19 protein-coding genes are annotated in these 25,970 nt (G+C 41.1%); 14 read left to right on the top strand and 5 right to left on the bottom strand.

Annotated features, from left to right (window positions below; translation table 11 throughout):
- Nucleotides 1-42: 42 nt before the first annotated feature.
- From FHG64_RS08600 to FHG64_RS08590, 3 genes are all read right to left on the bottom strand, one after another.
- On the bottom strand, nucleotides 43-597 hold the full coding sequence (locus FHG64_RS08600; RefSeq protein WP_246054357.1) for a hypothetical protein: 555 nt from the start codon (nucleotides 595-597) through the stop codon (nucleotides 43-45).
- Between the two features lie 171 nt (nucleotides 598-768).
- Nucleotides 769-1,296 carry a hypothetical protein gene (locus tag FHG64_RS08595; RefSeq protein WP_139066011.1) on the bottom strand — a complete coding sequence of 176 codons (528 nt, stop codon included), beginning with the start codon at nucleotides 1,294-1,296 and terminating at the stop codon, nucleotides 769-771.
- Nucleotides 1,297-1,519: 223 nt separating this feature from the next.
- A complete protein-coding gene (locus FHG64_RS08590) occupies nucleotides 1,520-2,743 on the bottom strand; it encodes an IS4 family transposase (protein ID WP_139065037.1) in 1,224 nt (407 codons plus the stop codon).
- Between the two features lie 1,046 nt (nucleotides 2,744-3,789).
- Here FHG64_RS08590 and FHG64_RS08585 point away from each other — a divergent pair.
- Nucleotides 3,790-4,152 (top strand): BfmA/BtgA family mobilization protein, encoded by a 363-nt coding sequence (locus FHG64_RS08585; protein ID WP_174760400.1) that lies wholly within the window; start codon nucleotides 3,790-3,792, stop codon nucleotides 4,150-4,152.
- A gap of 665 nt (nucleotides 4,153-4,817) precedes the next feature.
- Here the strand turns inward: FHG64_RS08585 and FHG64_RS08580 are convergent.
- Nucleotides 4,818-5,270 (bottom strand): nuclear transport factor 2 family protein, encoded by a 453-nt coding sequence (locus FHG64_RS08580; RefSeq protein WP_139066010.1) that lies wholly within the window; start codon nucleotides 5,268-5,270, stop codon nucleotides 4,818-4,820.
- 410 nt (nucleotides 5,271-5,680) lie between these two features.
- Between FHG64_RS08580 and FHG64_RS08575 the strand changes: the two genes are divergently transcribed.
- The 13 genes from FHG64_RS08575 (at nucleotide 5,681) to FHG64_RS08515 (ending at nucleotide 25,411) form a co-directional block, all read left to right on the top strand.
- Entirely contained in the window at nucleotides 5,681-6,226 is a 546-nt protein-coding gene (locus FHG64_RS08575) for a lipid-binding SYLF domain-containing protein (protein ID WP_139066009.1), read from the top strand.
- 122 nt (nucleotides 6,227-6,348) lie between these two features.
- Nucleotides 6,349-6,858 (top strand): RidA family protein, encoded by a 510-nt coding sequence (locus tag FHG64_RS08570; protein WP_139066008.1) that lies wholly within the window; start codon nucleotides 6,349-6,351, stop codon nucleotides 6,856-6,858.
- A gap of 105 nt (nucleotides 6,859-6,963) precedes the next feature.
- Complete coding sequence (locus FHG64_RS08565) at nucleotides 6,964-7,566, top strand: lipid-binding SYLF domain-containing protein (protein WP_168191340.1); 603 nt, start codon at nucleotides 6,964-6,966, stop codon at nucleotides 7,564-7,566.
- Nucleotides 7,567-7,706: 140 nt separating this feature from the next.
- Nucleotides 7,707-8,249 (top strand): lipid-binding SYLF domain-containing protein, encoded by a 543-nt coding sequence (locus FHG64_RS08560; RefSeq protein WP_139066007.1) that lies wholly within the window; start codon nucleotides 7,707-7,709, stop codon nucleotides 8,247-8,249.
- 113 nt (nucleotides 8,250-8,362) lie between these two features.
- Nucleotides 8,363-9,379 (top strand): LacI family DNA-binding transcriptional regulator, encoded by a 1,017-nt coding sequence (locus tag FHG64_RS08555; RefSeq protein WP_139066006.1) that lies wholly within the window; start codon nucleotides 8,363-8,365, stop codon nucleotides 9,377-9,379.
- 133 nt (nucleotides 9,380-9,512) lie between these two features.
- Entirely contained in the window at nucleotides 9,513-12,293 is a 2,781-nt protein-coding gene (locus FHG64_RS08550; RefSeq protein ID WP_139066005.1) for a triple tyrosine motif-containing protein, read from the top strand.
- Nucleotides 12,294-12,545: 252 nt separating this feature from the next.
- Nucleotides 12,546-15,569 (top strand): SusC/RagA family TonB-linked outer membrane protein, encoded by a 3,024-nt coding sequence (locus FHG64_RS08545; protein ID WP_139066004.1) that lies wholly within the window; start codon nucleotides 12,546-12,548, stop codon nucleotides 15,567-15,569.
- An 11-nt stretch (nucleotides 15,570-15,580) separates the two neighbouring features.
- The gene (locus FHG64_RS08540; RefSeq protein ID WP_139066003.1) at nucleotides 15,581-17,044 is read left to right on the top strand and encodes a RagB/SusD family nutrient uptake outer membrane protein; all 1,464 of its coding nucleotides are present in this window, start codon (nucleotides 15,581-15,583) and stop codon (nucleotides 17,042-17,044) included.
- 18 nt (nucleotides 17,045-17,062) lie between these two features.
- A complete protein-coding gene (locus tag FHG64_RS08535; RefSeq protein WP_139066002.1) occupies nucleotides 17,063-19,174 on the top strand; it encodes a hypothetical protein in 2,112 nt (703 codons plus the stop codon).
- Between the two features lie 21 nt (nucleotides 19,175-19,195).
- Nucleotides 19,196-20,845: a family 16 glycosylhydrolase gene (locus FHG64_RS08530; RefSeq protein WP_139066001.1), complete on the top strand. Its 1,650-nt coding sequence runs from the start codon at nucleotides 19,196-19,198 to the stop codon at nucleotides 20,843-20,845.
- A gap of 73 nt (nucleotides 20,846-20,918) precedes the next feature.
- The gene (bglX, locus tag FHG64_RS08525; protein ID WP_139066000.1) at nucleotides 20,919-23,195 is read left to right on the top strand and encodes a beta-glucosidase BglX; all 2,277 of its coding nucleotides are present in this window, start codon (nucleotides 20,919-20,921) and stop codon (nucleotides 23,193-23,195) included.
- A 3-nt stretch (nucleotides 23,196-23,198) separates the two neighbouring features.
- The gene (locus FHG64_RS08520) at nucleotides 23,199-23,960 is read left to right on the top strand and encodes a glycoside hydrolase family 16 protein (RefSeq protein WP_139065999.1); all 762 of its coding nucleotides are present in this window, start codon (nucleotides 23,199-23,201) and stop codon (nucleotides 23,958-23,960) included.
- Between the two features lie 50 nt (nucleotides 23,961-24,010).
- Nucleotides 24,011-25,411 (top strand): sugar porter family MFS transporter, encoded by a 1,401-nt coding sequence (locus FHG64_RS08515; protein ID WP_139065998.1) that lies wholly within the window; start codon nucleotides 24,011-24,013, stop codon nucleotides 25,409-25,411.
- A 10-nt stretch (nucleotides 25,412-25,421) separates the two neighbouring features.
- Here the strand turns inward: FHG64_RS08515 and FHG64_RS08510 are convergent, their stop codons facing one another.
- Entirely contained in the window at nucleotides 25,422-25,874 is a 453-nt protein-coding gene (locus FHG64_RS08510; protein ID WP_139065997.1) for a nucleoside deaminase, read from the bottom strand.
- Between the last annotated feature and the right edge of the window lie 96 nt (nucleotides 25,875-25,970).

Raw genomic sequence — 25,970 nt, 5'->3', positions numbered from 1 at the left:
ACTTGTTTTTTTTCCGGGGGATACAACTGAATTAGAAAGGCATTAATTCCAATTTTCTAAATTTCGATTAGTTTTAAAAATTTTGTAGTACACCAGACAACTAATAAATACGAGTACAAAACCAATAAGATTTGTAATAGTTGTTACAAGACCGATAAATAAAACTAGCATTCCTGATAATAGTCTTTTTTCGGAATATCTTATCAACTCCATTGCCGATAAACTTTCTATATCCCTTGAGTATTTATATAGTTCTTTATCTATTTGTAATTGGGCTATTAATATCCAAACTACAGCTATTTTTAAAATCAACATCCCAGTCTGATTTATTAATGGATGATGTAATTTTTCTATTGGAAAAAAAATAAAATAATACTCAGGAGCTAAGGAGTAAATGAATGTCATAAAAATGAAACAAATAAAAATTGCCCAGTAATAACCACTTATTCTTTTCAATCTATCGTAGGCCGTCATTTTCTCTATAGAATGTGAAGAGGTAACTTTCACCGCATTTCTGGCAAATTTCCAAAATATCACCAAACTTGTAGCAACTAGCATTAATGCTGGTAAAAATATCTGTAAATTGTAATCGGGCATTATTAATTTTTTAACAAACTTATCTCCTGATCATTTCTTTTCTTTACTCAGAAAACCAAAAGTCCCAAGTTATAATAAGAAAAATAAAAACACCGGCTTAATATTTTAATCCATATTCAGGTTAATTGCAAAAATAGAAAAGTATAAAGTAATAATCTTAATTCAGGAAACCTATATTGTTTTGTTATATATATAGAATCCAATTATAACAAGTGTTAAACTGAATAGGGAAGGTATAGTGATCGAAAAGCCTATAAAAATTAACATCATCCCGGAAATTAGCAACCCTTCGAACCTTCGCAAAGATTTGAATAAAATGGTTTGATCATTTTCTTTCGTAATCTGAGTTAATTTTTGATCGATTTGAATTTGAGCTATTAATATAATTCCCAACGAAAATTTGAGTAATAAAACACCAATTCCAAGAATTACGGGATGCTGTAAATGATCAACAGGAAAAAATATAAATAAAAACTGGGGAGCAATGGAATAAACTAATATCTGAACAACAAAACAAGAAAATATGCCCCAGAAATGGCTATTAATTCTGTGAAGGCGTCTATAATTTTTAACTCCCTCAATAACTGGCACCCGTTTACTGACTGGTAAGATCTTCTTTACATATTTCCAAAACAGGATAAAAACTATTGCGACACATACAAATGTTGGAAAAAACATTTGCAAGCTTAAATCTACCATCTTTATTTTTTGAAAAGCTTGGTCTGTAAATCTTGTTAAGAAAATCGTTTTTTATTTTTGGATGTTTTCAATTCACAAAAATAACAGATTATTTAATTTCCTATCCATAATTAAATCCAGGAAATTATAAGATAAAGGATCACTGGCGTCCGGTAAAAATAGTATTTCTTGTTTTAATCTTAATAAACCTTGATTCTACCTCACTTCGATTTTTATTTTCAATCTATGGGGGTCCTATGTCAAAAAGGTTAGGTGCAAGCTGTATATTTTTAGGATAAATGTTAGGATCTGCTGATTTTAAAAGTAAGTCTGTAACTCTCACATAATTCATTAAATGAAGTCTAAATAGCCCGCAAATCACCGAATAAGATAATCTGCAACGTCGAGACCCTTTTCGAGCTATTTGGACCAGTAAATCCGCTATAAGTGCACACCAGATTTGAATTCGTATTGCATTCTCATTATCGCCAATAAAGCTGGTGATCTTAAGGTTTTGCTTGAGCCTTTTAAATAAAAGCTCAATTTGCCATCGCTGCTTGTATATTTCTGCAATTGTGCAAGCAGGCAGCTGCATATCATTGGTAATAAATTCAATTTCCCGTTGATCTTTGTGATCATAAAACTTTATAATGCGGCATTTTACTTTTTGTTTTTGCTGGCTATGCCCTAATTCTGCTCTACAGTCTTCCAATATGCCATATTGCTCATCCTCCTTAGTTAAGAGGTTATAATTCCCCCAAGTTACTTTGCATCTTTTGTGCAGTCGGCTTACAAAACTGACATCGTTTTTACTCCAATGAATAAATAAACCAAAATTTAAGTATGCCTTATCAAAAACTACAATGGTCTGTGCAGGAAGTTTTTTAAATCGGGGCATAAAATTTTTATCATTTTCCGCTGCTTTAGTAATCATTATTAAAGAAGGAACTTGTTCTTTTAGCCACATTCCAGTATGTATTTTAACTCCTCCCTTACGCCTCCCGTTAGCCATAGCATTACCACAGGCCTTCATTATATTCTTGAATAACGTAACAGTGGTAGAGTCAACCAAAAACAGCCTGGAGAGCCATTTTTCATTTTTAGGTATACTGCTGTCCGAGAAAAAACGATAGTGCTGCTTATATATGCTTATAAAGGTTTTTTCAAACAACTCAGAACACCGGCGCATATTAGCATCACTCACGGTGCTTCTGCATGGCATAGAACTCATTCCTAAATGTTTTAAACTTTGATTATGTGCTGCTAAACCAGAGCATAACTCACGTAATCCGCCAACATTCTCAATAACCGCAAACAACATACAGACCAGGTGATCCCAGGATGTAAATCGTTTGGTATAGCGATCTGTACCTAATTGGCCAACTAAACGGTTAAAATTGCTTCGGGGAATAAAAGATAACAGCTGTCCGAGAACCGGCATTCCAGAATTTCTTGTAATTTTGTCCATAATGTCCGCTTTAAGTGGAACCTTTAAAGGGAGTCTGCGGTCGAAAACGAGGACTCCCTTTTTCCATGGTATTAAGGTAGGATTTAATTTGGTTTACCGGACGCCAGTGGATAAAGGATCTAGAATAGTTCAATATAGTGATATCACTGGTAATACATAATCTCGTAATCATATTTTGCACTTCCAACCCCTCAGCACATTTCCCTCCATTCCGTTATACTCCATTGCGGGAAAAGAGCTTCGTAGAGCAGTCTTGGACACATGTCTGAAATATCTTCCTTACGTTCCGCTCCCATCGCAGAAAAATCGGGGACGCTTCACTTCCGTGAGAATATTTCAAACATAAGTCCGCCCGGCCTGAACTCGCATTAAGAACTTAATTAACCAGCTGTCACTTCAATTCAAAATTCACCCTCCAGACCATCTCCGTAAAACCATTTTTTGGGAAGCAAAGGAATGTGATTTAGAAGTTAGCCGGCCTTAAAGACGATTGAGATATTTTCCCAATTTTCCTACGGCCTATCCTAATTCTAAATCACAAATTATAAGGCATCAAAAAATGGTAACAGCGAGGGCTCTATGGGAAGTAAATTAAGCTGAGGAGGATGTTATCAGATCCAAAAATTGGTTATTCAAAAAAATGGAAAACGCTCCGGATATGAAAAGTAAATTTAAATAAAAGTTGAAGGTTTTACTATTACCTATATCCATCCAAAAAAATTGTCATTAAAGTACTTTTATATTTTTTCTATAACAATCACATCTTCTTTAGGAATAGAATAATTCCGCTTAAAGTTTTTTCCCAAAAATTATCCTATTCCAGGAGAGAGTTCGACAATAATTTATCTTCGGTTTAAGGAGGTAAAGGAATAGCAAGAGGGTAACACGCAGAGCGGTGTTAAACATTCCTTTTTGTTTTTAAACACCTAATGGTCAATAATTTAAAAATAATGGGTGAATTTAAAAATTATGGATTTACTGGTTTTGGGCTCTAAACCCCAATAAAATGGTCAAAAATACCAGTAAACCTCAGAAAAGTCTGAATTATGAAAAAGGTTAAAAACATCACTATAGAAAAGAAAACGGCTGAACGCTTTCAGCAATTTTCCAGAACTCATTACAAAACTCATACGGATGCAATAACAGGAATGTTGGATTTTTTCCTTTATAATGAAATTTCTCCAAAAGAAAAGATCGGTCCTACAGCGAAAACTATTGAAAAACTAATTAATAAAAGGATCAACGCCGTAATAGCTATTATAAAGGAAATTGAAAAGACTCAAACCAAACCAACAATAGGGATTCTCCAGGCACTACTGGAACAGGAGGAGCCAAAAAAGAAGCCCTTGCTGGTGGAGAAGAAACGACCTTCCGGGGACAGGCCCAACTACCGGAAATTCAACAGATGAATCTAATAATTGATTAGCATTAATATAAAAGCGAATAATGGAAATATTCCTGCTATAGAAACATATTTGACATCTTTTAATTCTAAATAATTATCTTTAGTAAACGAAGTGAAAGATCACCAAAAAGAGTTCACAAATCGTCAACATCATATAGGTTAATTCGGTAAAGCCCTTTAAAATAAGGCCTCCGGCGGGAAAGTTCGATTCTTGGCGAGGCTACTTTTTACATTTTAAAAGAAAACAAAACCCTGTTAATTCTAAGATTATCAGGGTTTTGTTTTTTTATATTGTTGTGAGAGTGAGTTGAAAGCACATAAAAAGTTCACAAATCGTCTACCTTTTTTGATGAGAATTTTAAGTTCTGGAAGTGCAAACAACTTTCTGGTCCATTGGTGCCCTATTATTATAATGTGAATTTCGGTTTAGCTTTGCCATATATTGCCTGAGTTCCTGTCAACCTTAAAAGGACGGTGGTTTAATATCTAAATACTTTAGAAATATCCACGCTTTTTAAATCTGGGAAAGCGCTGTTTTCCATTGATGTAGATTTTAGTCCAGGTTCTATATTCTAGCAGAGGAAGCGGTCTAGATTCTATAACCGGTAAACAATGATTCCGGACTTCAAACTGCATTTAGTTACCCCCCTGTTTTCTACGGGTTGCATACTATGTAATTTTACCATTATCTACCATGCTTGCTGTATGGTATGGAATTGTAATGGTTTTTCCCGTCGCCTTGTCTGTGATGGTATTGGTACCCCATGCCAAAACCCACTCTCCCTCATTCCAATTATCTGTAACTTTCACCGGCAAATAAAGTTCACCTGTAAGGCTATGGCTGTATTTATTTGTGCTTTCGGTATAATAATTTTTATGCTGTGTCACTGTGAGAGAATCCAATCCCCCTCCCAGGCCATAAATCATTGCGTTTGGTGCTAATTGGTTGTTCATAGCAGCCACATCACCTGCCTGCAGTGCCCTTGTATAGTCCTGAACAACCTGCAGGGCTTTATTGGCGTTCGGGAAATCCAGGGTTGCTGTTCCTTCCTGTGCACTGGTGATTGCCGGTGCCAGCAGAAGCACAAAGGCCAGGGCCAGAGTTATTTTTAAGGTTTTCATAATTGAATATATTTAAAATGGTTAATAAAATTTTTTTGAAATATTTTATAATTTCCTGAATTTCAACAGGAAGAAAAAGCCATAAGGGACGAATACTCCTTTTTTCTGTCCGAAAGAAGGGATATTGTTTTCAACCGTCTTTCCCGGCAGGTAGAGAATTTTCCTTTTTTCTTTTGCCACTTACGACACCAACTTTTAGGGCAGCTTGTACTTTCTTGATTTAAAGCTTCGTTATATTCAATTCTTTCGGTTATGTGTTTTTACTTGTTGGAATTTCCGGGATGCCCTCCAATTTAAATACCTTTAACTTTTTTGCTTAAAAAGCTAATATTAAGTGAAATAACACCGGGTTAACAATGTTTATTTAGGATAAAGGCTAATTTCAATCTCAAACCAAAAATTATAAAGAGATGAAATCACTGACTAACAAAGTTTACATGCCACTATTTGTGCTGGCGCTATTGCTGCTGGCAAGTTGCGGAAGTATGAGAAATACCGAGGAGGATCTTAGAAGAGATGCTTCAGATGCACGGACTGATATAAGACAAAATCATTCCAATGCAGCTCAATTACTTGAGAATTCTGCCGGCTATGCTATTTTTCCAAATGTTGGAAAAGGAGCTTATATCATTGGCGGAGCTTCCGGTAACGGGGTAGTTTATGAGAATAATACTATAGTAGGTTATGCAGATCTTAAGCAAGTTGATATAGGATTGCAGGCCGGAGGAAAATCCTTTGTAGAAGTTCTTATTTTTGAGACGAAAACAGATCTTGAGAGATTCAAGGAAGGTGGTTACGAACTCGGTGCAAATGCATCAGCCGTAATACTTGACAAGGGAGTATCCCGGGATATTGATTTCCAGGATGGAGTTGCTGTGATCACCATGCCAAAAGGTGGTGCAATGGCAGGAGTATCTGTTGGAGGGCAACGTTTTACTTTCCAGCCTAGACAATAGAGTTAGGAACCACATATAATTTAAAAACGGCCAATAAGGCCGTTTTTTTATGCCCCTGCCTGGCAGCTGCAGTTATTTTCCTGAAAAATTAATTAACTTATCCACTCTTAATATTTGAAGAAATGAAAAATTATACCCTTTTTGCTATTCTCCTCCTCGTCTCCTTGCCGAAAGCCTTTTCACAACATTCACCCGAAGAGCGCCTACAGGAGCTAAATATCAATCTTCCTGAGGTTAAACAGCCGGTAGCCAATTTTGTGAAATGGCGGCAGGTAGGTAATCTCCTTTTTCTTTCAGGGGAAGGAAGTGAAGAAAAAGGAACACTTGGAAAAGACCTTACGGTAAAGGAAGGTTATAATGCTGCAAGGGGCACCGGTATCAAGATCCTGTCAACTTTAAAAGCAGCAACGGGAGATCTTGGCCGTATCAAACAATTTGTCAAGGTGCACGGGATGGTGAATTCCTTACCCGATTTCTACGAGCAACCACAGGTAATCAATGGATTTTCAGACCTTATGGTGGAGGTTTTTGGAGATAAGGGAAAACACGCGCGGGCAGCTGTAGGCCATGCGACCTTACCATTTAATATAGCGGTGGAAATAGAAGTTATAGTGGAACTGGAAGAGGATTAAGAATATTTTAATATCCTGAATTTAAACATTATAACTCATATTTAACGCATCCAGAGATCTCCTTTTTCTATCTTCAAGTAGATTAAACCCGAAAAACAGGAGATTATGAAAACGAAGAGTAAATTTTTGAGAATTATAAGTATGTTCTGCATGCTTTTATTCACAACAGCCCTTATAGCCCAAAATGATACAATTAGGGACTGGGAAACAGACAGGGGAGATCGTGATGAGGTAGTGGACATGGAAAAGCGGGAAAAAATTATTAGAGATGCTGAGGAGGCTAAAAATGTTATTTCCCAAATGAACCCAAATGCTGCACGACTATTTGACTCTGCAGTAGGTTATGCAATTTTCCCCAATGTGGGTAAAGGTGCATACATCCTGGGAGGAGCTGCAGGTAATGGAGTGGTTTATGAAAATGGAGAGAGAGTAGGTTTTGCTGAATTAAGACAACTCGATATTGGACTTCAAATTGGAGGGCAGGCCTTCAGGGAAGTGATATTTTTCGAAACCCAGGCTGCCCTGGACCGTTTTAAAAATGGAAATCTTGAATTTGAAGGTAACGCATCTGCAGTAATAATAGAAGAGGGTAAATCCCGAAATATAAGTTTCCAGGATGGGGTTGCAGTTGTGACCATGCCTAAAGCTGGTGCGATGGTAGAATTATCTATTGGAGGACAACAGTTCAGCTATGGAGAGTTGGATTAAACTTTAAACTGAAATAGAAATTAAAAAATCCGGACCCTGTGGCCGGATTTTTCTTTTATGAAAGCATAAATAACACTAGATTAACATCAATAGCAGCAGGAATTGTTTACTTTGAAAGATTTTAACCAAACTATTGAATTATGAAAACTTCCTTAAAGCCTTTGTGCCTCTTTTTCATATTCTTGATGACATTCACATTTGTAAGAGCACAGGATGAAAGAGAGGAATTTTTAAAGGATGTCAAAGAAGCCAAAACTGCTTTTGTGCAAAAGGATCCCGCAATGTCCAAATTATTTGCTTCTGTAGAAGCCTATGCCATATTTCCGAATGTGGGCAAAGGGGCATATATTATTGGTGGCGCAGCAGGGAATGGAGCTGTATATCAAAGCGGAAACCTTATAGGACTGGCCAAATTAAGACAGGTGGATGTGGGAGCGCAAATTGGAGGACAGGCTTATAGCCAGGTACTATTATTTGAAAATGAAGCTGCAGTGAACCGTTTCAAGCAGGGAAAATATGAGGTTGCCGCAAATGCATCTGCAGTGATCCTCGAGGAAGGAGCAGCATCAAGCATAAACTTTAGAGACGGGGTTGCGATCGTAACCCTGCCTAAAGCGGGTGCGATGGTAGAAATTTCTGTGGGCGGACAAAAATTTGAATATCAGGATTTCAGAAATCCATAATACTATCTGTTCAGGTGTAATATTCCCTTTTTGTGGTAAAAATTTCCTGAAAAACAACAATTATCCCTTAATCTTGATTATTTTTAAAGCTTGTTTAAAAATACCCTACCCTTATGAGATCAAAAATTACCCTCAAAGAGCTCGCTAAACTTCTGAATGTATCGGTCTCAACCGTTTCAAAATCTCTGAATGACAGTCCAGAGATAAGTCCCAAGACAGTACAAAGGGTAAAGGAACTGGCCCAGCTGCATAATTACAGGCCAAATCCCACCGCAGTCAACTTAAAGCGAAACAGGACAGGAAATATCGCCGTGATCGTTCCTAATATCTCCAACACTTTTTTTGCAAAGGTCCTGGGAGGAGTAGAAACAGAAGCAAGGAAACTCGGTTTCCAGGTCATTACTTATATATCAAATGAATCCCTTAAGCTCGAGAAACAAATTACTGAGCTTATCTCTAATGGACTTGTTGATGGTTTGCTGATTTCAGTTTCGGAAGAGACACAAAAAATGAATGACTACGCGCACCTGCATAACCTGCTGGAATATGAGATACCGGTAGTGCTCTTTGACAGGATCATTCCAAATATCGAAATAGATATGGTAGGAGTAAACGACAAGGACAGTATCTATGATGCTGTTCAATTCCTATACTCCAGGAATATTAAAAAAATAGGCCTTGTTTGTGCATTGGGGGACATAGGTTTAGGACAGCTGCGTATTGAGGGGTATAAAAAAGCCTGTAAAGACCTTGGACTTCCTGTAGATGAAAAATTTGCGGTAGTTTCCAGGGATATACCTGAAGTAAAGGATAAACTTAAACAGCTACTACAGGAGAAAGAAGTGGAAGCCCTCATTGGCCTGGATTTTCTTAGCACCCTGTTAACTTCGAGAGCCATACAGGAAGAGGGGCTTAAGATCCCTGAGGATATTAAGATGATAGGTTATGTAAACGAGGATATTGCGCCAATCCTTTATCCCTCGCTGAGTTATGTAGACCAGCATCCCAGGCAAATGGGAGAAACAGCCGCGACCCTTCTTGTAGAAAGAATAAAGGGGAATAAGCCTTCAACACCCTCTCACACCACCCTAAAAACCGAATTGAAACACCTGGACTCCACAAGGTTCTAGGAAAATAGGCAGGTCGTTCGAGAATGACAGGATTCTTTAAAATGCATTGAAGTGCCACCAGTGTTTTTTAGCAAATTCTCGTTAATTTTGTACAATCCCAATTTTTAGGATTAAATTCAACAAAATTTTAAGCTTGAGGATCTTAAGCATTATTCTTCTATTTGCTGTTTCTCTTGGAATGGCCCAGGAATTACCACCGGTGATCAATTTTGATCCAAACCAGTATATGGGAGGTAATCAAAACTGGATGATTTCCCAGACACCAAATGGTAATATGTATATTGCCAATAGTACCGGCCTTCTGGAATATACCGGGGAGGAATGGAACCTTTATCCTATGCCAAATAACACTATCGTGAGAAGTGTGGAGGTAGTTGGAGAGCGGGTGTATGCAGGGGCTTATATGGAAATTGGCTATTGGGAAAGAACAGGCACTGGCAGGTTGGAATATTCAAGTTTGCTATCGCAATTTCCAGATCCTTTGCGCGATGGGGAGCAATTTTGGCATATAAGGCACCTTGACGATTTTTTGATCTTTCAAAGCTTTGAAGGCCTGTATCTATATAATGAGGCAAATGAAAGTATAACGAAGATCCCAGGCCCTCCCGCAGCTATTACCAATCTTTTTAAGGCCGGTGATGATATTTTTTTCCAGGTAATGGCCCGGGGCCTTTATACTATAAGGGGAAATGTCGCGCAGCAGGTAATCGCAGAAGAATTCTTGCAGCAAATAGAAGTGATGCATATTACCCGAAAGGGTTCAGATCTCATTCTTATAAGCAGAAATGGAATGATCTATTCCTGGGATGGTGATTCTCTTGAAGCTGCCCTTCCTGCTTTGACAGGTGAGCTGCAGGGGAAGAGTGTATTTTCTGCGCTGGATCTTGAAGATGGTACTTTTCTTTTAGGTACTGTGGAAGACGGGATTTTTCATCTTGATAAAGAAGGTGCTTTAATAAATCGTTTTAACCAGGAAAATGGCCTCCTTAATAATACGGTTCTTCATCTGTATGTTGACAGGGAACAGAATATATGGGCCGGTCTTGATCACGGCCTGGCAGTCATCAATCTGGAATCATCCTTTCGCTCCCACCAGGATATATATGGGAAACTGGGCTCTGTATACGCATCTTTTCAAACCAATACACATTTATACCTTGGTACCAACCAGGGGCTTTTTTTTAGACGAATAGGGGAGAACGGGTTCGAATTTATGGAAGGAACCAACGGGCAGGTATGGAATCTACAATTCATTGACGGTTATTTATTTGCAGGTCACAATAATGGTACATTCCTAATTGAAGCTGAAAATGCTACCAGGATCTTTGACCGTACTGGAACCTGGACAATTTCGAAAACCGAAGGGACACCCGGTTTTTATGTGCAGGGACATTACAATGGGCTTAGCCTGTTACGGGAAATTGATGGGGAATTTAAAGACCTGGGGATGCTGGAAGATTTTCCTCATTCCTCCAAATTCATTGTTCAAACCGGTAATGATGAATTCTGGACAGTAAATGAACATAAAGGAATTTTCAGGCTTAAGCTGGATTTTGAAAAACAGAAACTTAATATCCTTAAGAATTTCAGCTTTGATACAATTTCAGGGATCAATTCGAGTATTTTTAAATTTAATGACAGTCTTTATTTTTCCTCCAGGGAACGCTTGTTAAAATATGATCCTGAAGAAGAAAATTTTAAACCTGATAGTGGTCTTTCAGAAATTTTCAATACAAAAGAGCTCATTTCAGGGAAAGTGATAACCACCGGAGATGGAAGGATATGGGGGTTTTCTGAAAATACTATATTTAATGTGGAGGTTTCCGGCTTTAGCAATACATATAGGGAAAACTCCATTTATTTACCCAGGGAATTAAGGAATATCACCCTGGGTTATGAAAATATAAGCTTTCTTCCAGATGATTCCTATCTCCTTGGGATCTCTAATGGATATTTAAAGTTTGAAGAGGAATTTACGAGCATTGAGGATTATGAGTTAAGGATAAACCAAATAACCGCTTCTGCGCTTGATGCAGAGCCCCACTTACTTGACCTTGAGAATGAGGAGCCTTTCCATTACAAAACAAATAATATAACCTTTAAATACAGCATTCCCGTATTTAAGAAATTCTACAGGCCAGAATATAGTTATCGACTTTTGGGACTAAGCAGCCAATGGAGCCCATGGTCACAAAACTCTGTTGTTTCATTCACAAATCTTCCTTTTGGGGATTATGAATTTGAAGTACGGGGGAGAATAGGGGATAAGTATCTGGACCCAGTACTGTATTCTTTTCAAATTTCCCGCCCCTGGTATTTAAGTTTTACTGCGTTAACTGTCTATTTTCTATTCTTTATCCTGCTGGTATATCTTATCAATAAATTATACAAAAGGAAGCACCAAAAGGTCATAAGAGAGAATGAGAAAGAATTGCGCATGAAAAACCTGGAGGCAGAAAAGAGGATCATAGAACTTCAAAATGAACAGCTGGAGAGGGATATGGAGAGCAAGAACAAGGAACTGGCTGTGTCTACTATGAGTTTGATCAAAAAAAATGAATTCCTTAGCAGTATAAAGGAAAAACTCAAAGATTCCCGGGCTTCTGGTGAAGTTTCTTCTGTGATAAAAACCATTGACAAGGATATAAGTGAAGAAGACAACTGGAAATTTTTTAAAGAAGCCTTCAATAATGCCGATAAGGATTTCTTTAAGAAAATAAAATCCCGGCATCCCAACCTAACGGCCAATGATCTTAAGCTTTGTGCATATTTAAGGTTGAATCTCACCTCGAAGGAGATAGCCCCGCTTTTAAATATCTCTGTAAAAAGTGTGGAAATAAAGCGATATCGTTTGCGAAAAAAGATGGATTTGGAGCATGATGTGAATCTCGTAGATTACATCCTGGCAATATAAATCTTTACATTCTTCTTATTTACCTCTACAATAACTCTACATGTGTTGTTTTCCAGGGGATATGCTGTTAGTTCTTTAGATTCTTTCCCTACTTGGAAACCTGCCTTTTTAGAGACTTTATGCTCGTAATTTCAATCTTTCTTTCCCAGGTTACAAAATAATTCACTCCTGTATATTTTTTGTAAAGGTGGCTTTTTGAATTCCTTAACATATCTCGCATATCTTGCTGTAGCAATTTAAACTTATAGTCTAATGAAGAAATTCACATGTTTTATAATTGCCCTTTTTGGTGGGGTATTGTCCATGTTTTCTCAATCGTTTTCGGTTGAAGGAAATGTTGTAGACAATAATAATCTGCCTTTACCGGGGGTAAATGTTTTAGTTAAGGACCAAAGCCGGGGTACAACCACAGATTTTGATGGTAATTTCGCACTGGCCAATGTTTCTACAGGCGATGTTCTGCAATTTTCTTATGTGGGATTCGTATCGCAGGAGGTTACAATTACAAATGACAGTTTTATTGAAGTAATGCTGCAAACCGATGCCGGTGCCCTTGATGAGGTTGTCGTTATTGGATATGGTACCCAGCAGCGAAGGGATGTGACCGGGGCTGTTTCGGTTGTTTCCAGCAAGACCATTGATGACCTGCGTCCAATCAAGATCGAGCAGGCTTTACAGGGTACTGCTGCAGGTGTAAATGTTCTCCCGTCCTCGGGAGCACCGGGTGCAGGTATCAATATTAACATTAGAGGTATCGCCTCCAATAGTGTAAACGGTCCTCTTGTATTAATTGACGGTTACCAGGGAGATCTTGGAACCCTCAACCCCAATGATGTAGAGTCCATTTCCATTCTTAAAGATGCGCAGGCTGCTATTTATGGTATCGCAGGTGCGAACGGGGTGGTTCTTATCACAACCAAATCTGGTTCTAAGAATACCGCTCCTACTATACAGTATGATGCTTACCTTGGTATACAGGAGACCAGTAGAAAAGTGCCCTTACTAAATGCTACAGAATATGCATTGCTTTTAAATGAGGCATATGCCAACAATGGACAGCCTCTTCCTTATCCAAATGTAAACGGATTAGGAGAAGGAACGAACTTCCAGGATGCGGTTTTTGATACAGCTCCAATGCAACAGCATAACCTTACCCTCTCGGGCGGATCGGAACGGGTGACTTACTCTGTAGGTGGATCTCATCTTTACCAGGAAGGTATCGTGGGAGCAGAGAAATCTGATTTTACCAGGAGTACAGCGAGGTTTAACCTGGGAATTGATATTTCAGATATGTTCGATTTCACTGCAAACTCCATCTATACTAATATAGACCGGCGTTCCATTAATGAAGGCGGGCTTGGCTCAGTACTTTTCAACGCCCTTAATATGGCGCCCACTTTTGCCCTGGACCAGGAAGACCTGCAGGGTAGGTTGGGGAATGAGATCATTAATCCGTTATCCCAGATACAGAATACGTTTAATGATTATAACCTTAATAAGTTCAATGGATCTTTTGCCCTGGATTTCACCCCTACAAGCGAGCTAACTTTTACCTCAAGAATAGGATACAACCTTTCATTGAGCAAAGGAAAGGACTTTGCGCCTTTGATCTCGTATGGCCCCGGGAAGGTATTTAACAATACCAGGAGCCAGGTGAACCAGAACAGGATCAATGATAACAGTTATACTTATGACCTGTTTGGTACTTACGATACTTATTTTGGTGATGATCATCACCTAACCGCCACAGGTGGTATGACGGTAATAAGAAACTGGGGAGATGGTCTATTTGCCTCAGGCTTTGATGTTCCCAACAATTCCTGGGACTTTGCAGATATTAGCCTTACCACAGGAACTGTAGACGATAAGCCTAACAGTTCTTATGTATATGATATTAGAAAACTTTCTTTCTTTGGAAGGGTGCAGTATGATTATCTTGGAAAATATCTTATATCTGGTATGATACGTCGTGATGCCTCAACCAGGTTTGGACCAGAGAACAGGGTAGGATACTTCCCTTCTGCAACAGCAGGATGGATACTTTCTGAAGAAGATTTCCTGCAGGATAACGCAAGCATTACTTTCCTTAAAATTAGAGGTAGTTACGGGGTTCTTGGAAATGACGAGGCAGGTAGTCCCCAGTTTTACCGCTCCCTTCTTGATGGACAGGCCACCTATGTTTTTGATGGCCTTCTTGTAAATGGTACTGCTCTTGGCCGTATTCCTAACCCTGCTTCAGGATGGGAAGAATCTGAAAAGATCAACTTCGGGGTAGACCTAAGGATGTTCAATAACAAACTTGATATCACAGCAGACCTTTTCCGTGAGGACCGTAAGAACCTGCTGGTTGCCGGAATCCCGGTTTCAGGGATCCTTGGAGGGGGAGCACCCGGTGCAGGAGCTCCAACGGTAAATGCGGGAACTACCCGTAACGAGGGACTTGAATTTGCAGTAAGATATTCAGATAAAATTGCAGATGATTTCAACTTTAATGTAAGCTACAACGCTACTTTCCTTAGGAATGAAGTGGTTGCAGTAAATGGAACCGAGTTTGTGCCCGGCGGGAACTTTGGAGTAGGCCAGCCACAACCGGCGAGATTCCAGGCAGGATTCCCAATAGGTTATTTCTTCGGGTATAAGACAGATGGTATTTTCCAGTCACAGGCAGAAGTAGATGCTCACCCATCACAGGCTGCCCTTGGAGCCCCTGCTGCCCCGGGTGACCTTAGATATGTTGATATAAATGGAGATGGTGTTATAAATACAGATGACCGTACGAACATTGGAAATCCAATTCCAAAAGCAATTATGGGTATCAACCTTAGCTTTGATTATAAAAACTTTGATTTTGTGAGTTACACCTTCGCTTCCCTTGGGAATGATATGGTGAGGAACTATGAGAGAAACCAGCCAAACGTGAACCGCCACGCCTATATTATGGACAGGTGGACAGGCCCGGGAACCAGCAATGAAGTTCCCAGGGTAACCACAGGGGCAACTTCAAATATGGTGTTCTCAGATTATTATGTAGAAGATGCTTCCTACGCCCGGATACAGACCGTTCAACTGGGATATACGCTACCGGAAGAATATCTGTCCGGGTTGGGAGTAAGCAGGCTTAGAATATATGCCTCTGTCAACAACCTTTATACATTCACAAAATACCGCGGGTTTGACCCTGCGGCATCCTCTGGAGCTGCTATTGGTGGCGGGATAGATTATGGGTTCTACCCAATCCCAAGAATATATATGGCCGGGATAAACCTTAACTTTTAAAAAACTGCAACATGAAAAGATATAGTTTGAAATTCAAATATCTTCTTTTATCGCTTGTCCTTATAAGTGGGGTAAGCTGTAGCGAGGATTATCTTGAAAAAACAGAAGAATATAATATCGACTCAGAGAATTATTTCAATTCTGAAACAGATTATTACAATGCGCTGGTAGGAGTTTATGACATTCTCCAATCCACCTACGTGAACGTCCTGCTGGGTGAGATAGCTTCAGATAATACCCTTAGCGGGGGTGAAAGTGCTACAGATGTTATAGGCTTTCAACAGGTAGACGAGATGACACATACCCCTGTAAATGATAACCTGGATGATGTGTGGGACTGGAACTTTGCAGGAGTACAACGTGCCAATTACATCCTGGAATTTGAAGATAAGACAGATTTTGACGGGAAGGATATGATCATTGCAGAAACACGTTTCCTGCGGGCATATTTCACCTTCGAACTTCTTAAATGGTTTGGACCTATCCCGCTTAAAGGGGATGAGCGTTTTGTGCTTGGGGATGAAAAGACCGTACCACGTGCATCAAGAGAAGAAGTGTATGCTCAAATTGAGAGTGACCTACAGTTTGCCGTAGATAATCTGGAATATACCGCACCACAAACAGGCCGGGCAACAAAAGGTGCTGCCCAGGCCCTTCTTGGAAAAGTGTATCTATACCAGGATAAATTTGACCAGAGCGCCACTGTACTTACAACACTTATAAACAATGGGCCTTACGCTCTTTCAAACTTCGCTACTCTTTTTGAATATGAGGGAGAGAATAACGAGGAATCTGTTTTTGAAGTTCAATATACAGGGGAACAGGGAGCAGGTTTTGGCTGCTTGCAGTGTAGCGAAGGAAATGTGGCTGTAGGATTCCAGGGCATCAGGAATTATACAGGCCCTCTTTTTGAATCGGGCTTTAGTTTTAACGTGCCGGTAGAGGAGGTTTACAATTTGTTTACAGAAGATGATATAAGAAGGGATTATTCAATCCTTGATATTGAAGCCTGGGCCGCACAAACCGGAGCTACTTATGCTGAAGGTTATAAACACACAGGATATTTCAACCGCAAATACCTTCCACGTCAAAACGACAATATGGGAGATGCTAATTTAACCCAGCCGAATAACTACAGGGCTATACGCTATGCAGATGTGCTTCTTATGGCGGCTGAAGCTTTGAACCGCGGCGGGATCAATGACACCCGAGCAAGAACTTATCTCAATATGGTAAGGGAAAGAGCAGGCCTGGATGCTGTAGAGGTTTCAGGAAATAATTTAACCGAGGCTATTTACAGAGAGAGAAGACTGGAACTTGTAGGGGAAGGACATCGTTTCTTTGACCTGGTACGTACAGGTAGAGCTGCACAAGCCATCGACGGATTTACCGCGGGTAAAAACGAAGTATTTCCTATTCCATTGGAAGAAATAGAATTCTCACAAGGGAACTGGAGCCAAAATCCTGGTTACTAAAATCTAAAATAGAGAAAAATGAAAAAATATTTTAAAATACTCTTTTCGGTGCTTTTCGTCATAGCAGTTACAGGCTGTGATAAGGACGATGACCACCTGGATCTTAACAGCCTGCAGGCACCATCCAACCTGGGAGCAACTTTCCAAATAACGCAGGACAATAGTGGAATGGTCACCATAATCCCAACGGGAGAAGGTGCGGTTCTTTTTGAAGTGGATTTTGGAGATGGTTCCCCGGTTGCTGAAGAAGTAAAGGTAGGGGAAAAAGTAACCCATGTTTATGAAGAAGGACAATACGAAGTTGGAATCACAGGGATCAATGTGAATGGAAAAACGGCAACCGGAATACAGCCTTTAACCGTTTCTTTCCTGGCACCAGAAAATCTTGAAGTGGATATCATTCGTGATCCTGTAGACAATTACACTATAAGTGTTGCTGCAACTGCACAAAATGCTGCTATGTATGAGGTGTATTTTGGAGAGGATGAGGAAGAGGAACCAGCGCTGTTAATGCCGGGGGAAACCGTTTCCTATACCTATTCTTCTATAGGTACTTACAGCGTAAGAGTAGTTGCCTTAAGTGGAGGAGCTGCGACAACAGAGGTGGTAACCGAGGTGATGATCACAGATCCTTTATACCTGCCAATAGACTTTGAATCTTCAACTCTTAACTATACCTTCAATAATTTTGGTGGAGGCGAAGGTGCAGGAGTACCAATAATAGATAATCCAGATCCTAGCGGGATCAATACCAGTGCAAGAGTAGCATCATATACCAAGCCTGCCGGAAGTGAAGTGTGGGCAGGTACTACCATTGCCCTTGATGAACCTATAGATTTCTCAACAAATCAATATATCGCCGTTGATGTTTGGTCTCCTGTTGCGGGAGCTGATGTGATATTCAAGATTGAAAATCTTGGAGATGCCAACATTAATGTGGAAGCGGTTGCGACTACCACAGTAGAAAACCAGTGGGAAACTTTAATATTTGATATGTCTGGAGTTGATGCTTCACAAGATTATGGAAGGGTTGTCCTCTTCTTTAACTTTGGAGAATCCGGAACTGGAGAAACTTACTACTTTGATAATATAAGAACCACCAGGCTGGAGCTTGTAAAATTGCCACTTACCTTTGAATCTGAAACCCTTGCCTACAACTGGGGAGGTTTTGGAGGCGCAGGAGGTTCAGTAATAGATAATCCAGATGCCAGCGGCCTTAACAACAGTGCCAAAGTTTCCCAGATCACCAAATCCTCGGGAGCTGAAACCTGGGCAGGTATTTCTTTAAACCTTGATGAGCCTGTAGATTTTACAGAGAGTACTACAATAAGTATGAAAGTTTGGTCTCCGGCCGCCGGGGTGCCAATCCTGTTCAAAATGGAGAATTCAGCCTCAGCACCAGATGCCAATGGAAATCCTTCAGTAGTTGTTGAGGTGATCCAGAATACTACCACTTCAAATGAGTGGGAAGTGATGAATTTTGACCTTACAAGTTTTGAAGCCTTCAGCAGCGACATCGATTATGACAGGGTGATCATATTCTACGACTTTGGAAATCCTGGTACAGGGGCAACCATGTATTTTGACGATATCGCAGTAGGAGAATCTACCGGTGGTGGTGGTGCAACAGAGCCAACCGCAGCCGCAGCTGCCCCAACTTTTGACGAGGCAAATGTGATCTCTATGTTCAGTGATTCATATACCAATGTTCCTGTAGATACCTGGTTGACCAGCTGGTCTGCCGGGCTGCTCGAAGATGTGTCTCTGGGAGGGAATGAAGTTAAAGTGTACAGCAACCTAAATTTTGTAGGCATTGAAACAACCAATCCTCAAATTGATGCAGGTGATATGACACATTTCCACGTAGACTTCTGGACAGCAGATCTTACAGAATTCAGGATCAAACTGGTGGATTTTGGCCCTAATGGAGTATATGATGGCGGTGGTGATGATGTGGAACACGAGATCGTCATCTCCAATCCTGCACAGGGACAGTGGGTAAGACTTGATATTCCGCTTGAGGATTTTGAAGGGCTTACCACAAGAAATAATATTTCGCAGCTCATATTTTCCGGAAACCCTTCTGGCGAAGGAACTGTCTATGTTGACAATATATTATTTCATAATTAACAGCATCAAAAACAACATATAATGGAAAAATTAATAATTATAAAAAGAACCTTCTTCATGCTGCTTCTTGTTTTTGGAGCAATGAGTTGTGTCGAAGATGATTATAGCATAGGGGAACTTAAAAATCCTACCAGCCTTAGCGTAACAGCAGAGGTGGTAGGAGCCACGACTGAGGATCCCTATGGGGACGGCAGTGGTGCCGTACAATTCACTGCAAGTGCAGATGATGCAATGACCTATAAGTTCATATATGGCGATGGTTTTGAGGAGGTATCCCACAGCGGGAGAACCACTCATAACTTCAATGAGAACGGGGTCAATGATTATACAATAACTGTTATAGCTTCGGGCACCGGCGGGATCTCTGCCAACACGACCACGACGGTAACTGTTTTTAGCGATTTCAGCGATCCTGAGACCAAGCAGTTATTAACCGGTGGAAGTTCCAAGACCTGGTATGTGGCAGCAGCACAACCCGGCCACCTGGGAGTGGGGCCATCTGCTGGAGAAGGTTTTTCAAGCCCTATCTGGTATGCCGCAGCTCCTTTTGAAAAGGCAGGTGCACCTGTAAGCTCTTGTTTTTATACAGATGAGCTTACCTTTAGCCTGGAGGGAGAAAATATTGTTTATACCTATGATAACATGGGGCAAACTTTCTACAATGCTTCTTACGGTCCCGACTTTGGTGGCTCTGGATCTGAAGATGAATGTCTCGATTTTAGTCCGGCGACTTCTTATAATGTTTCGCTTTCCCCATCGAGTTCCGGTCTTTCAGAGGAGCAAACAGTGGGAACGGTAATAAATATCTCTGGCGGTGGCTTTATGAGTTACTACATAGGCACAAGTTCTTTTGAGATCCTGGAGATCACTCCTACCTTTATGCACGTAAGGGCAATAATGGGTAATGATCCCGGTCTTGCCTGGTATTTAAAATTCACAACTTCCCAGGGAGAAGAAGAGCCAGATGAATTTACATCTATTTACAACGATCTTTTATGGGAGCAGGATTTTGATACCGATGGTCCCGTTGATACTGAGATCTGGAATTTTGAAACCGGAAATGGTCAGGCTGGCTGGGGTAACCAGGAGCAGCAATATTATACTACAGAGAATGCAGTTATTGAAGACGGCAACCTGGTGATCACTGCCCGTGCTGAAGAGAGAGATGGATTCAATTACACCTCCTCCAGGATCACAACTGAAAATAATTTCCAGTTCCAGTATGGTCGTGTGGAAGCACGTGCCAAACTTCCAGAAGGAGCCGGGACCTGGCCTGCGATCTGGATGCTGGGCTCCAACTTTAGAGAAGTTGGCTGGCCAGAGAGCGGGGAGATAGATATTATGGAGCACGTAGGAAACCAACAGGATGTGATCCATGGTACCCTGCACTATCCCGGGCGTTCCGGCGGTAATGCCGATGGTGGCTCCCTGGAAGTACCTGGCGTAAGCACAGATTTCCATATTTATACCATGGAGTGGTCTCCGGAAAGAATTGTATTCCTGGTAGACGACCAGGTGGTTCATACCTATGCCAATGATCCTGCGTCATCTTTTAACCAGGAGTTCTTTCTAATCCTTAATGTAGCCATGGGAGGAACCTTTGGCGGTGAAATTGACCCTGCTTTTGAAGAATCCTCTATGGAAGTGGATTACATAAGGGTGTACCAATAGTTTAATGTTAGTTTTTGTTTGAAGTAGTTCCCCGGAGGGTTTTTTCCCTCCGGTTAACTTAACACGCACCAAAATGAAAAAAATAAGCCTCTTCGTCCTGTTCGCCCTGGGTATTAACCTGGCACAGGGACAAAATTCCCGCATCCCCAGTTCTGTAAGGGATGTAGAGAAAAAAGTAGACTCGGTTCTAGCACTCATGACCCTGGAGGAGAAGATAGGGCAGCTGGTACAATATAATGGTAGCTGGGACTTAACAGGACCGGCTTCCAATATGGATGCCCGGCAAAAAGAAGAAAATATCAAGAATGGTCGTGTGGGCTCCATGCTCAATGTACTTTCTGTTGAAGCCACTAACCACGCCCAAAAACTGGTGATGGAAAATTCCCGTTTAAAGATCCCAATGATGTTTGGGTATGACGTTATCCATGGGTATAAAACAATTTTCCCGGTGCCCCTGGGAGAAACTGCCAGCTGGGATATGGAAGCTGCAGAGGAGTCGGCACGAATTGCTGCGCTGGAATCTGTGGCTCATGGGGTGAACTGGACCTTTTCCCCTATGATAGATATTTCGCGGGATGCCCGTTGGGGAAGGATCATGGAAGGTAGCGGGGAAGACCCTTACCTAACCTCCAAAGTAGCTGTGGCCAAGGTGAATGGTTACCAGGGGAATGACCTTGCAAATCCTCATACCATCGCTGCTACCGCCAAGCACTTTGTTGGTTACGGTTTTGCTGAGGCAGGACGTGATTACAATACCGTGCACATTGGAGAGAATGAACTTCACAACACCCTGCTTCCACCCTTCAAAGCTGCGGCAGATGCGGGAGTTGCCACGGTGATGAATGCCTTCAATGACATAGACGGTACCCCGGCAACTGGCCATAAGGTCCTGCAGCGGGATGTGCTAAAAGGAGATTGGAACTGGGACGGATTCATAGTTTCAGACTGGGCTTCGATATCTGAAATGATAGATCACGGCTTTGCCAGGGATCGTAAACACGCTGCTGAAATTGCCTTAAAAGCCGGTAGTGATATGGATATGGAAGGTGGCGCCTATGAAGTGGGGCTAAAGGAACTTGTGGAAGAAGGAAATCTGGATGAATCCCTAATAGATGATTCTGTAAAAAGGATCTTGCGTATCAAGTTCAAAATGGGACTTTTTGAAGATCCCTACCGTTATTCTAATCCTGAAACCATCAAATCCATCTCCTACGAGGATCACAGAAAAGTTGCCCGCGATATAGCGAGGAAGTCAATTGTACTTTTAAAGAATGAGAATAATGTTTTGCCACTTGCATCAACTGTAAAAAATATAGCAGTGATAGGACCTCTGGCAGATGATAAGGACACCCCGATAGGGAACTGGAGAGGACAGGGAGAAGCAAATTCTGCTGTATCTGTTCTTGAAGGAGTTCGCAATGCGGCAGGTAAGGATGTAAATGTAACTTACGCCAAAGGAGCCGATCTTGGAATGGGGGAGCGCAGTTTCTTAATGCCACTCAAGATCAATAAGACAGATACGTCTGGCTTTGCTGAAGCTGTTGAGGTAGCCCGTAAGGCAGATCTAGTAGTAATGGCCCTTGGAGAAGATGCTTTCCAAAGTGGGGAAGGCCGCAGCCAGGTGAATATTGGCCTTGCAGGGGTGCAACAGGAATTGCTGAAGGCGATACGTGAAGTAAACGAAAATATTGTGCTTGTACTTATCAATGGAAGGCCCCTGGAGATCTCCAAAGCAAGTGAAGAGGTACCGGCAGTACTTGTAGCCTGGCAGCTTGGTTCAGAAAGCGGAAATGCGATTGCCGATGTGCTTTTTGGAAACTATAATCCGTCAGGAAAACTTCCGGTTTCATTTCCAAGAGCAGTGGGACAGGAGCCTTTATATTATAATCAAAAGAATACAGGAAGGCCATACAGCGCTGAACATGTAACCTATTCAGCATATACCGATGAAAAAAATGACGCTCTTTATCCTTTTGGGTTTGGTTTAAGCTATACTACCTTTGAATATGGCGAACCACAACTTTCAGCAAAAGAGATCACGGTAAGTGGTAACCTGGAGGTGAGGGTGAATTTAAAGAACACGGGCAAGGTAAAAGGAAGAGAAGTGGTTCAGCTATATATTAGAGATCTTGTTGCAAGCACCACCCGCCCGGTTAAGGAATTAAAAGATTTTCAACTTGTGGACCTGGAGCCGGGAGAGTCAAAAACTGTAACTTTCACCATTGAGGAACCAATGCTTCAGTTTTATAGCGCCAACAAAAAGTGGGAAGCAGAAGCAGGGGAATTTGAAGTTATGACGGGAGGAAACTCACGGGACCTAAAGAAAACAACATTTACTTTAAAAAAATAATAGATGAATAACAGGAATCTAATATTTACAGCTCTTGCCCTTTGTTTGAGTCTCACATCACCCGCCCAGGTACTGTTTGAAGATAATTTTGAAGGGGACAGCCTGGATATGACAAAGTGGAATCACGAAGAGGGTGATGGGTGTCCTAATCTTTGTGGCTGGGGAAATAACGAGCGACAAATCTACAGCCGGGATTATCTAAGTGTGGAAGATGGCAAGCTGGTCATTACGGCTGTGAAGGATGGAGATAAATATTACTCAGCCAAAATAAATTCGAAGGATAAAATGGAATTCCAATATGGCACCATTGAAACCCGTTTGAAATTGCCACAGGGTCACGGTATCTGGCCTGCAGTATGGATGCTGGGTACTAATATAGGAGAAGTGGGCTGGCCAGCTTCAGGAGAGATAGATCTTATGGAATATGTTGGGCGGGAGCCGCATACCATATATTCTTCCCTGCACACTCCTGCCAGCCACGGGGATACTGAAAATTCGAAGAAAACCTTTATCGAGGATATTGAAGAAGGCTATCATACCTTTAAAACCGTATGGACAAAAGATGATATTCAATATTATATTGATGGGGAGCATGTGTATACATTTACGCCAAAGGTTTATGATGAGGAACATTACCCCTTTCGCCATCCTTTCTATTTCCTTATCAACATGGCCGTGGGAGGGAACTTTGGCGGCCCGGAGGTGGATGACACTATATTTCCTGTAAAATTCTATGTTGATTATATCAAAGTGACGCAGGAGTAGCTTATTGCCAAATTTTTTAATTAGTTTTAAGCCTCTCTTAATTCCTACCTATGAAGAATAAAACTTATTTGATCCTTATCACCATTGTCTCTGCTCTTGGAGGCTTATTATTTGGTTATGACACAGGGGTTATCAATGGATCGCAATATTATTTTAGTCAGTATTTTGATCTTGACCCCGGGATGAAGGGGTGGGTTGTAGGTAGTGCCCTGCTGGGTTGTTTTGCAGGTGCTATCGTCGCCGGACCAATAAGTAAAGCCATAGGAAGGAAGTACTCCCTAATAATCTCGGCAGTGCTTTTTTCACTTTCAGCCTGGGGATCTGGTTTGCCTGCGTTCTTACCAGAGTCTGTTTCCCTGCTTGTGGTCTTTAGGTTATTGGGTGGTCTGGGGATAGGGATAGCATCAATGAATGCACCCACTTATATCGCAGAGATCGCTCCCGCAAAGATTAGAGGTACTCTTGTAAGTTATTATCAACTGGCAATTGTAGTAGGTTTCTTCGTGGTATTCCTGGTTACATATTTTATTGGTAGCAGTGCTACAGAGGCAGAGAATATTGAATTTGGATGGAGGTATATGCTATGGAGCGAGCTCATTCCCAGTACGCTCTTCCTGGTCCTGCTTTTCTTTGTGCCTAAAAGTCCGCGATGGCTGGCAATCAAAGGGCTTAATTCTGAAGCTTATAAGGTGCTCACGAGGATACACGGGAAAGAGGTGGCCGATTTTGAAATCAAAGAAATAGAGAAATCCATAGCCCGCGATAAGCAAAAGAACAAGCTAAACATATTTGCGAAGGGTGTTTTTGCTATAATAGTTATAGGTACGGTCCTTTCTGTCCTGCAGCAATTCACCGGTATCAATGCCGTGTTATATTACGGAGCCGATATTTTTGAGAGTGCCCTTGGCTTCGGTCAGGAAGATGTACTGCAGCAGCAGGTGCTTCTCGCCGGGATCAACCTTGTATTCACCTTCGTGGCAATGGCAACCGTAGATAAATTTGGAAGAAAACCGCTTATTTATATAGGTGCAGTTGGGATGCTGGCAGGATTCCTTCTCCTTGGGGCAACCCTTATGAGCAACTCGGTAGGTCTACTATCCCTCATTGGGGTATTACTTTTCATCGCCTCATTTGCGATGTCTATGGGTCCTGTGGTATGGGTGATCCTTTCTGAAATGTTCCCCAACAATATGAGGAGTATCGCTATGTCTATTGCCGTTGCAGCACAGTGGGCAGCCAATTACGTGGTAACGCAAACCTTCCCTATGGTTGCTGAAAGTGAGTTGAACCGAAGCGATTTCTGGAGTGGCTCCCTGCCATATTTTATCTTCTCAGTATTCATTTTAGGGATAATCATTTTCACCTATAAATACATACCTGAAACCAAAGGGAAAACCCTGGAAGAGCTGGAGGATATGTGGGATATTCCTGAAGAAGCCAAGAAAATTTAAACGCGAGGAACTATTTCAAATTTCTTTTTTCTATAAAGAAACGCTTCAGTAAACCTGATGCTTCAGTTTCCATAGTGCCGTGGGAAACCTTTGTTTTTGGATGAAGTTTACCACCCATAGCCCTGTAACCTCTCTGAGGGTCTTCAGCAGCAAAAACCAATCGCGATAGCTGACTCCAGTATAATGCCCCGGCGCACATCTGGCAGGGTTCCAGGGTAACGTACATCGTGCAGTCCTTGAGATACTTCCCCCCAAGAAAATTGGCTGCTGCTGTGATGGCCTGCATTTCAGCATGAGCAGTGACATCGTTCAGAGTTTCAGTAAGATTATGTCCCCGGGCAATGATCCTGTTGTTGATCACCACTACCACCCCAACAGGAATTTCCCCCCTCTCATATGCCAGTTCTGCCTCAGCAATTGCCTTCTGCATAAAATAAGTATCATCAAAGGGAGTGATTTGCATTTTTTAGATTTTGCTGAAAAGATATGGAAAGGAGAAACAAGAATCAAGAAACAAGAACCAGGAAACAAGATACAAGGCAGATGAATCTGTAGGGAC

The sequence above is a fragment of the Antarcticibacterium flavum genome, from assembly GCF_006159205.1.
In the GTDB taxonomy this organism is placed as follows: Bacteria; Bacteroidota; Bacteroidia; order Flavobacteriales; family Flavobacteriaceae; genus Gillisia; species Gillisia flava.
The sequence above is the reverse complement of the archived record's forward strand: the minus strand, read 5'-3'. Positions and strand labels throughout refer to the sequence as shown.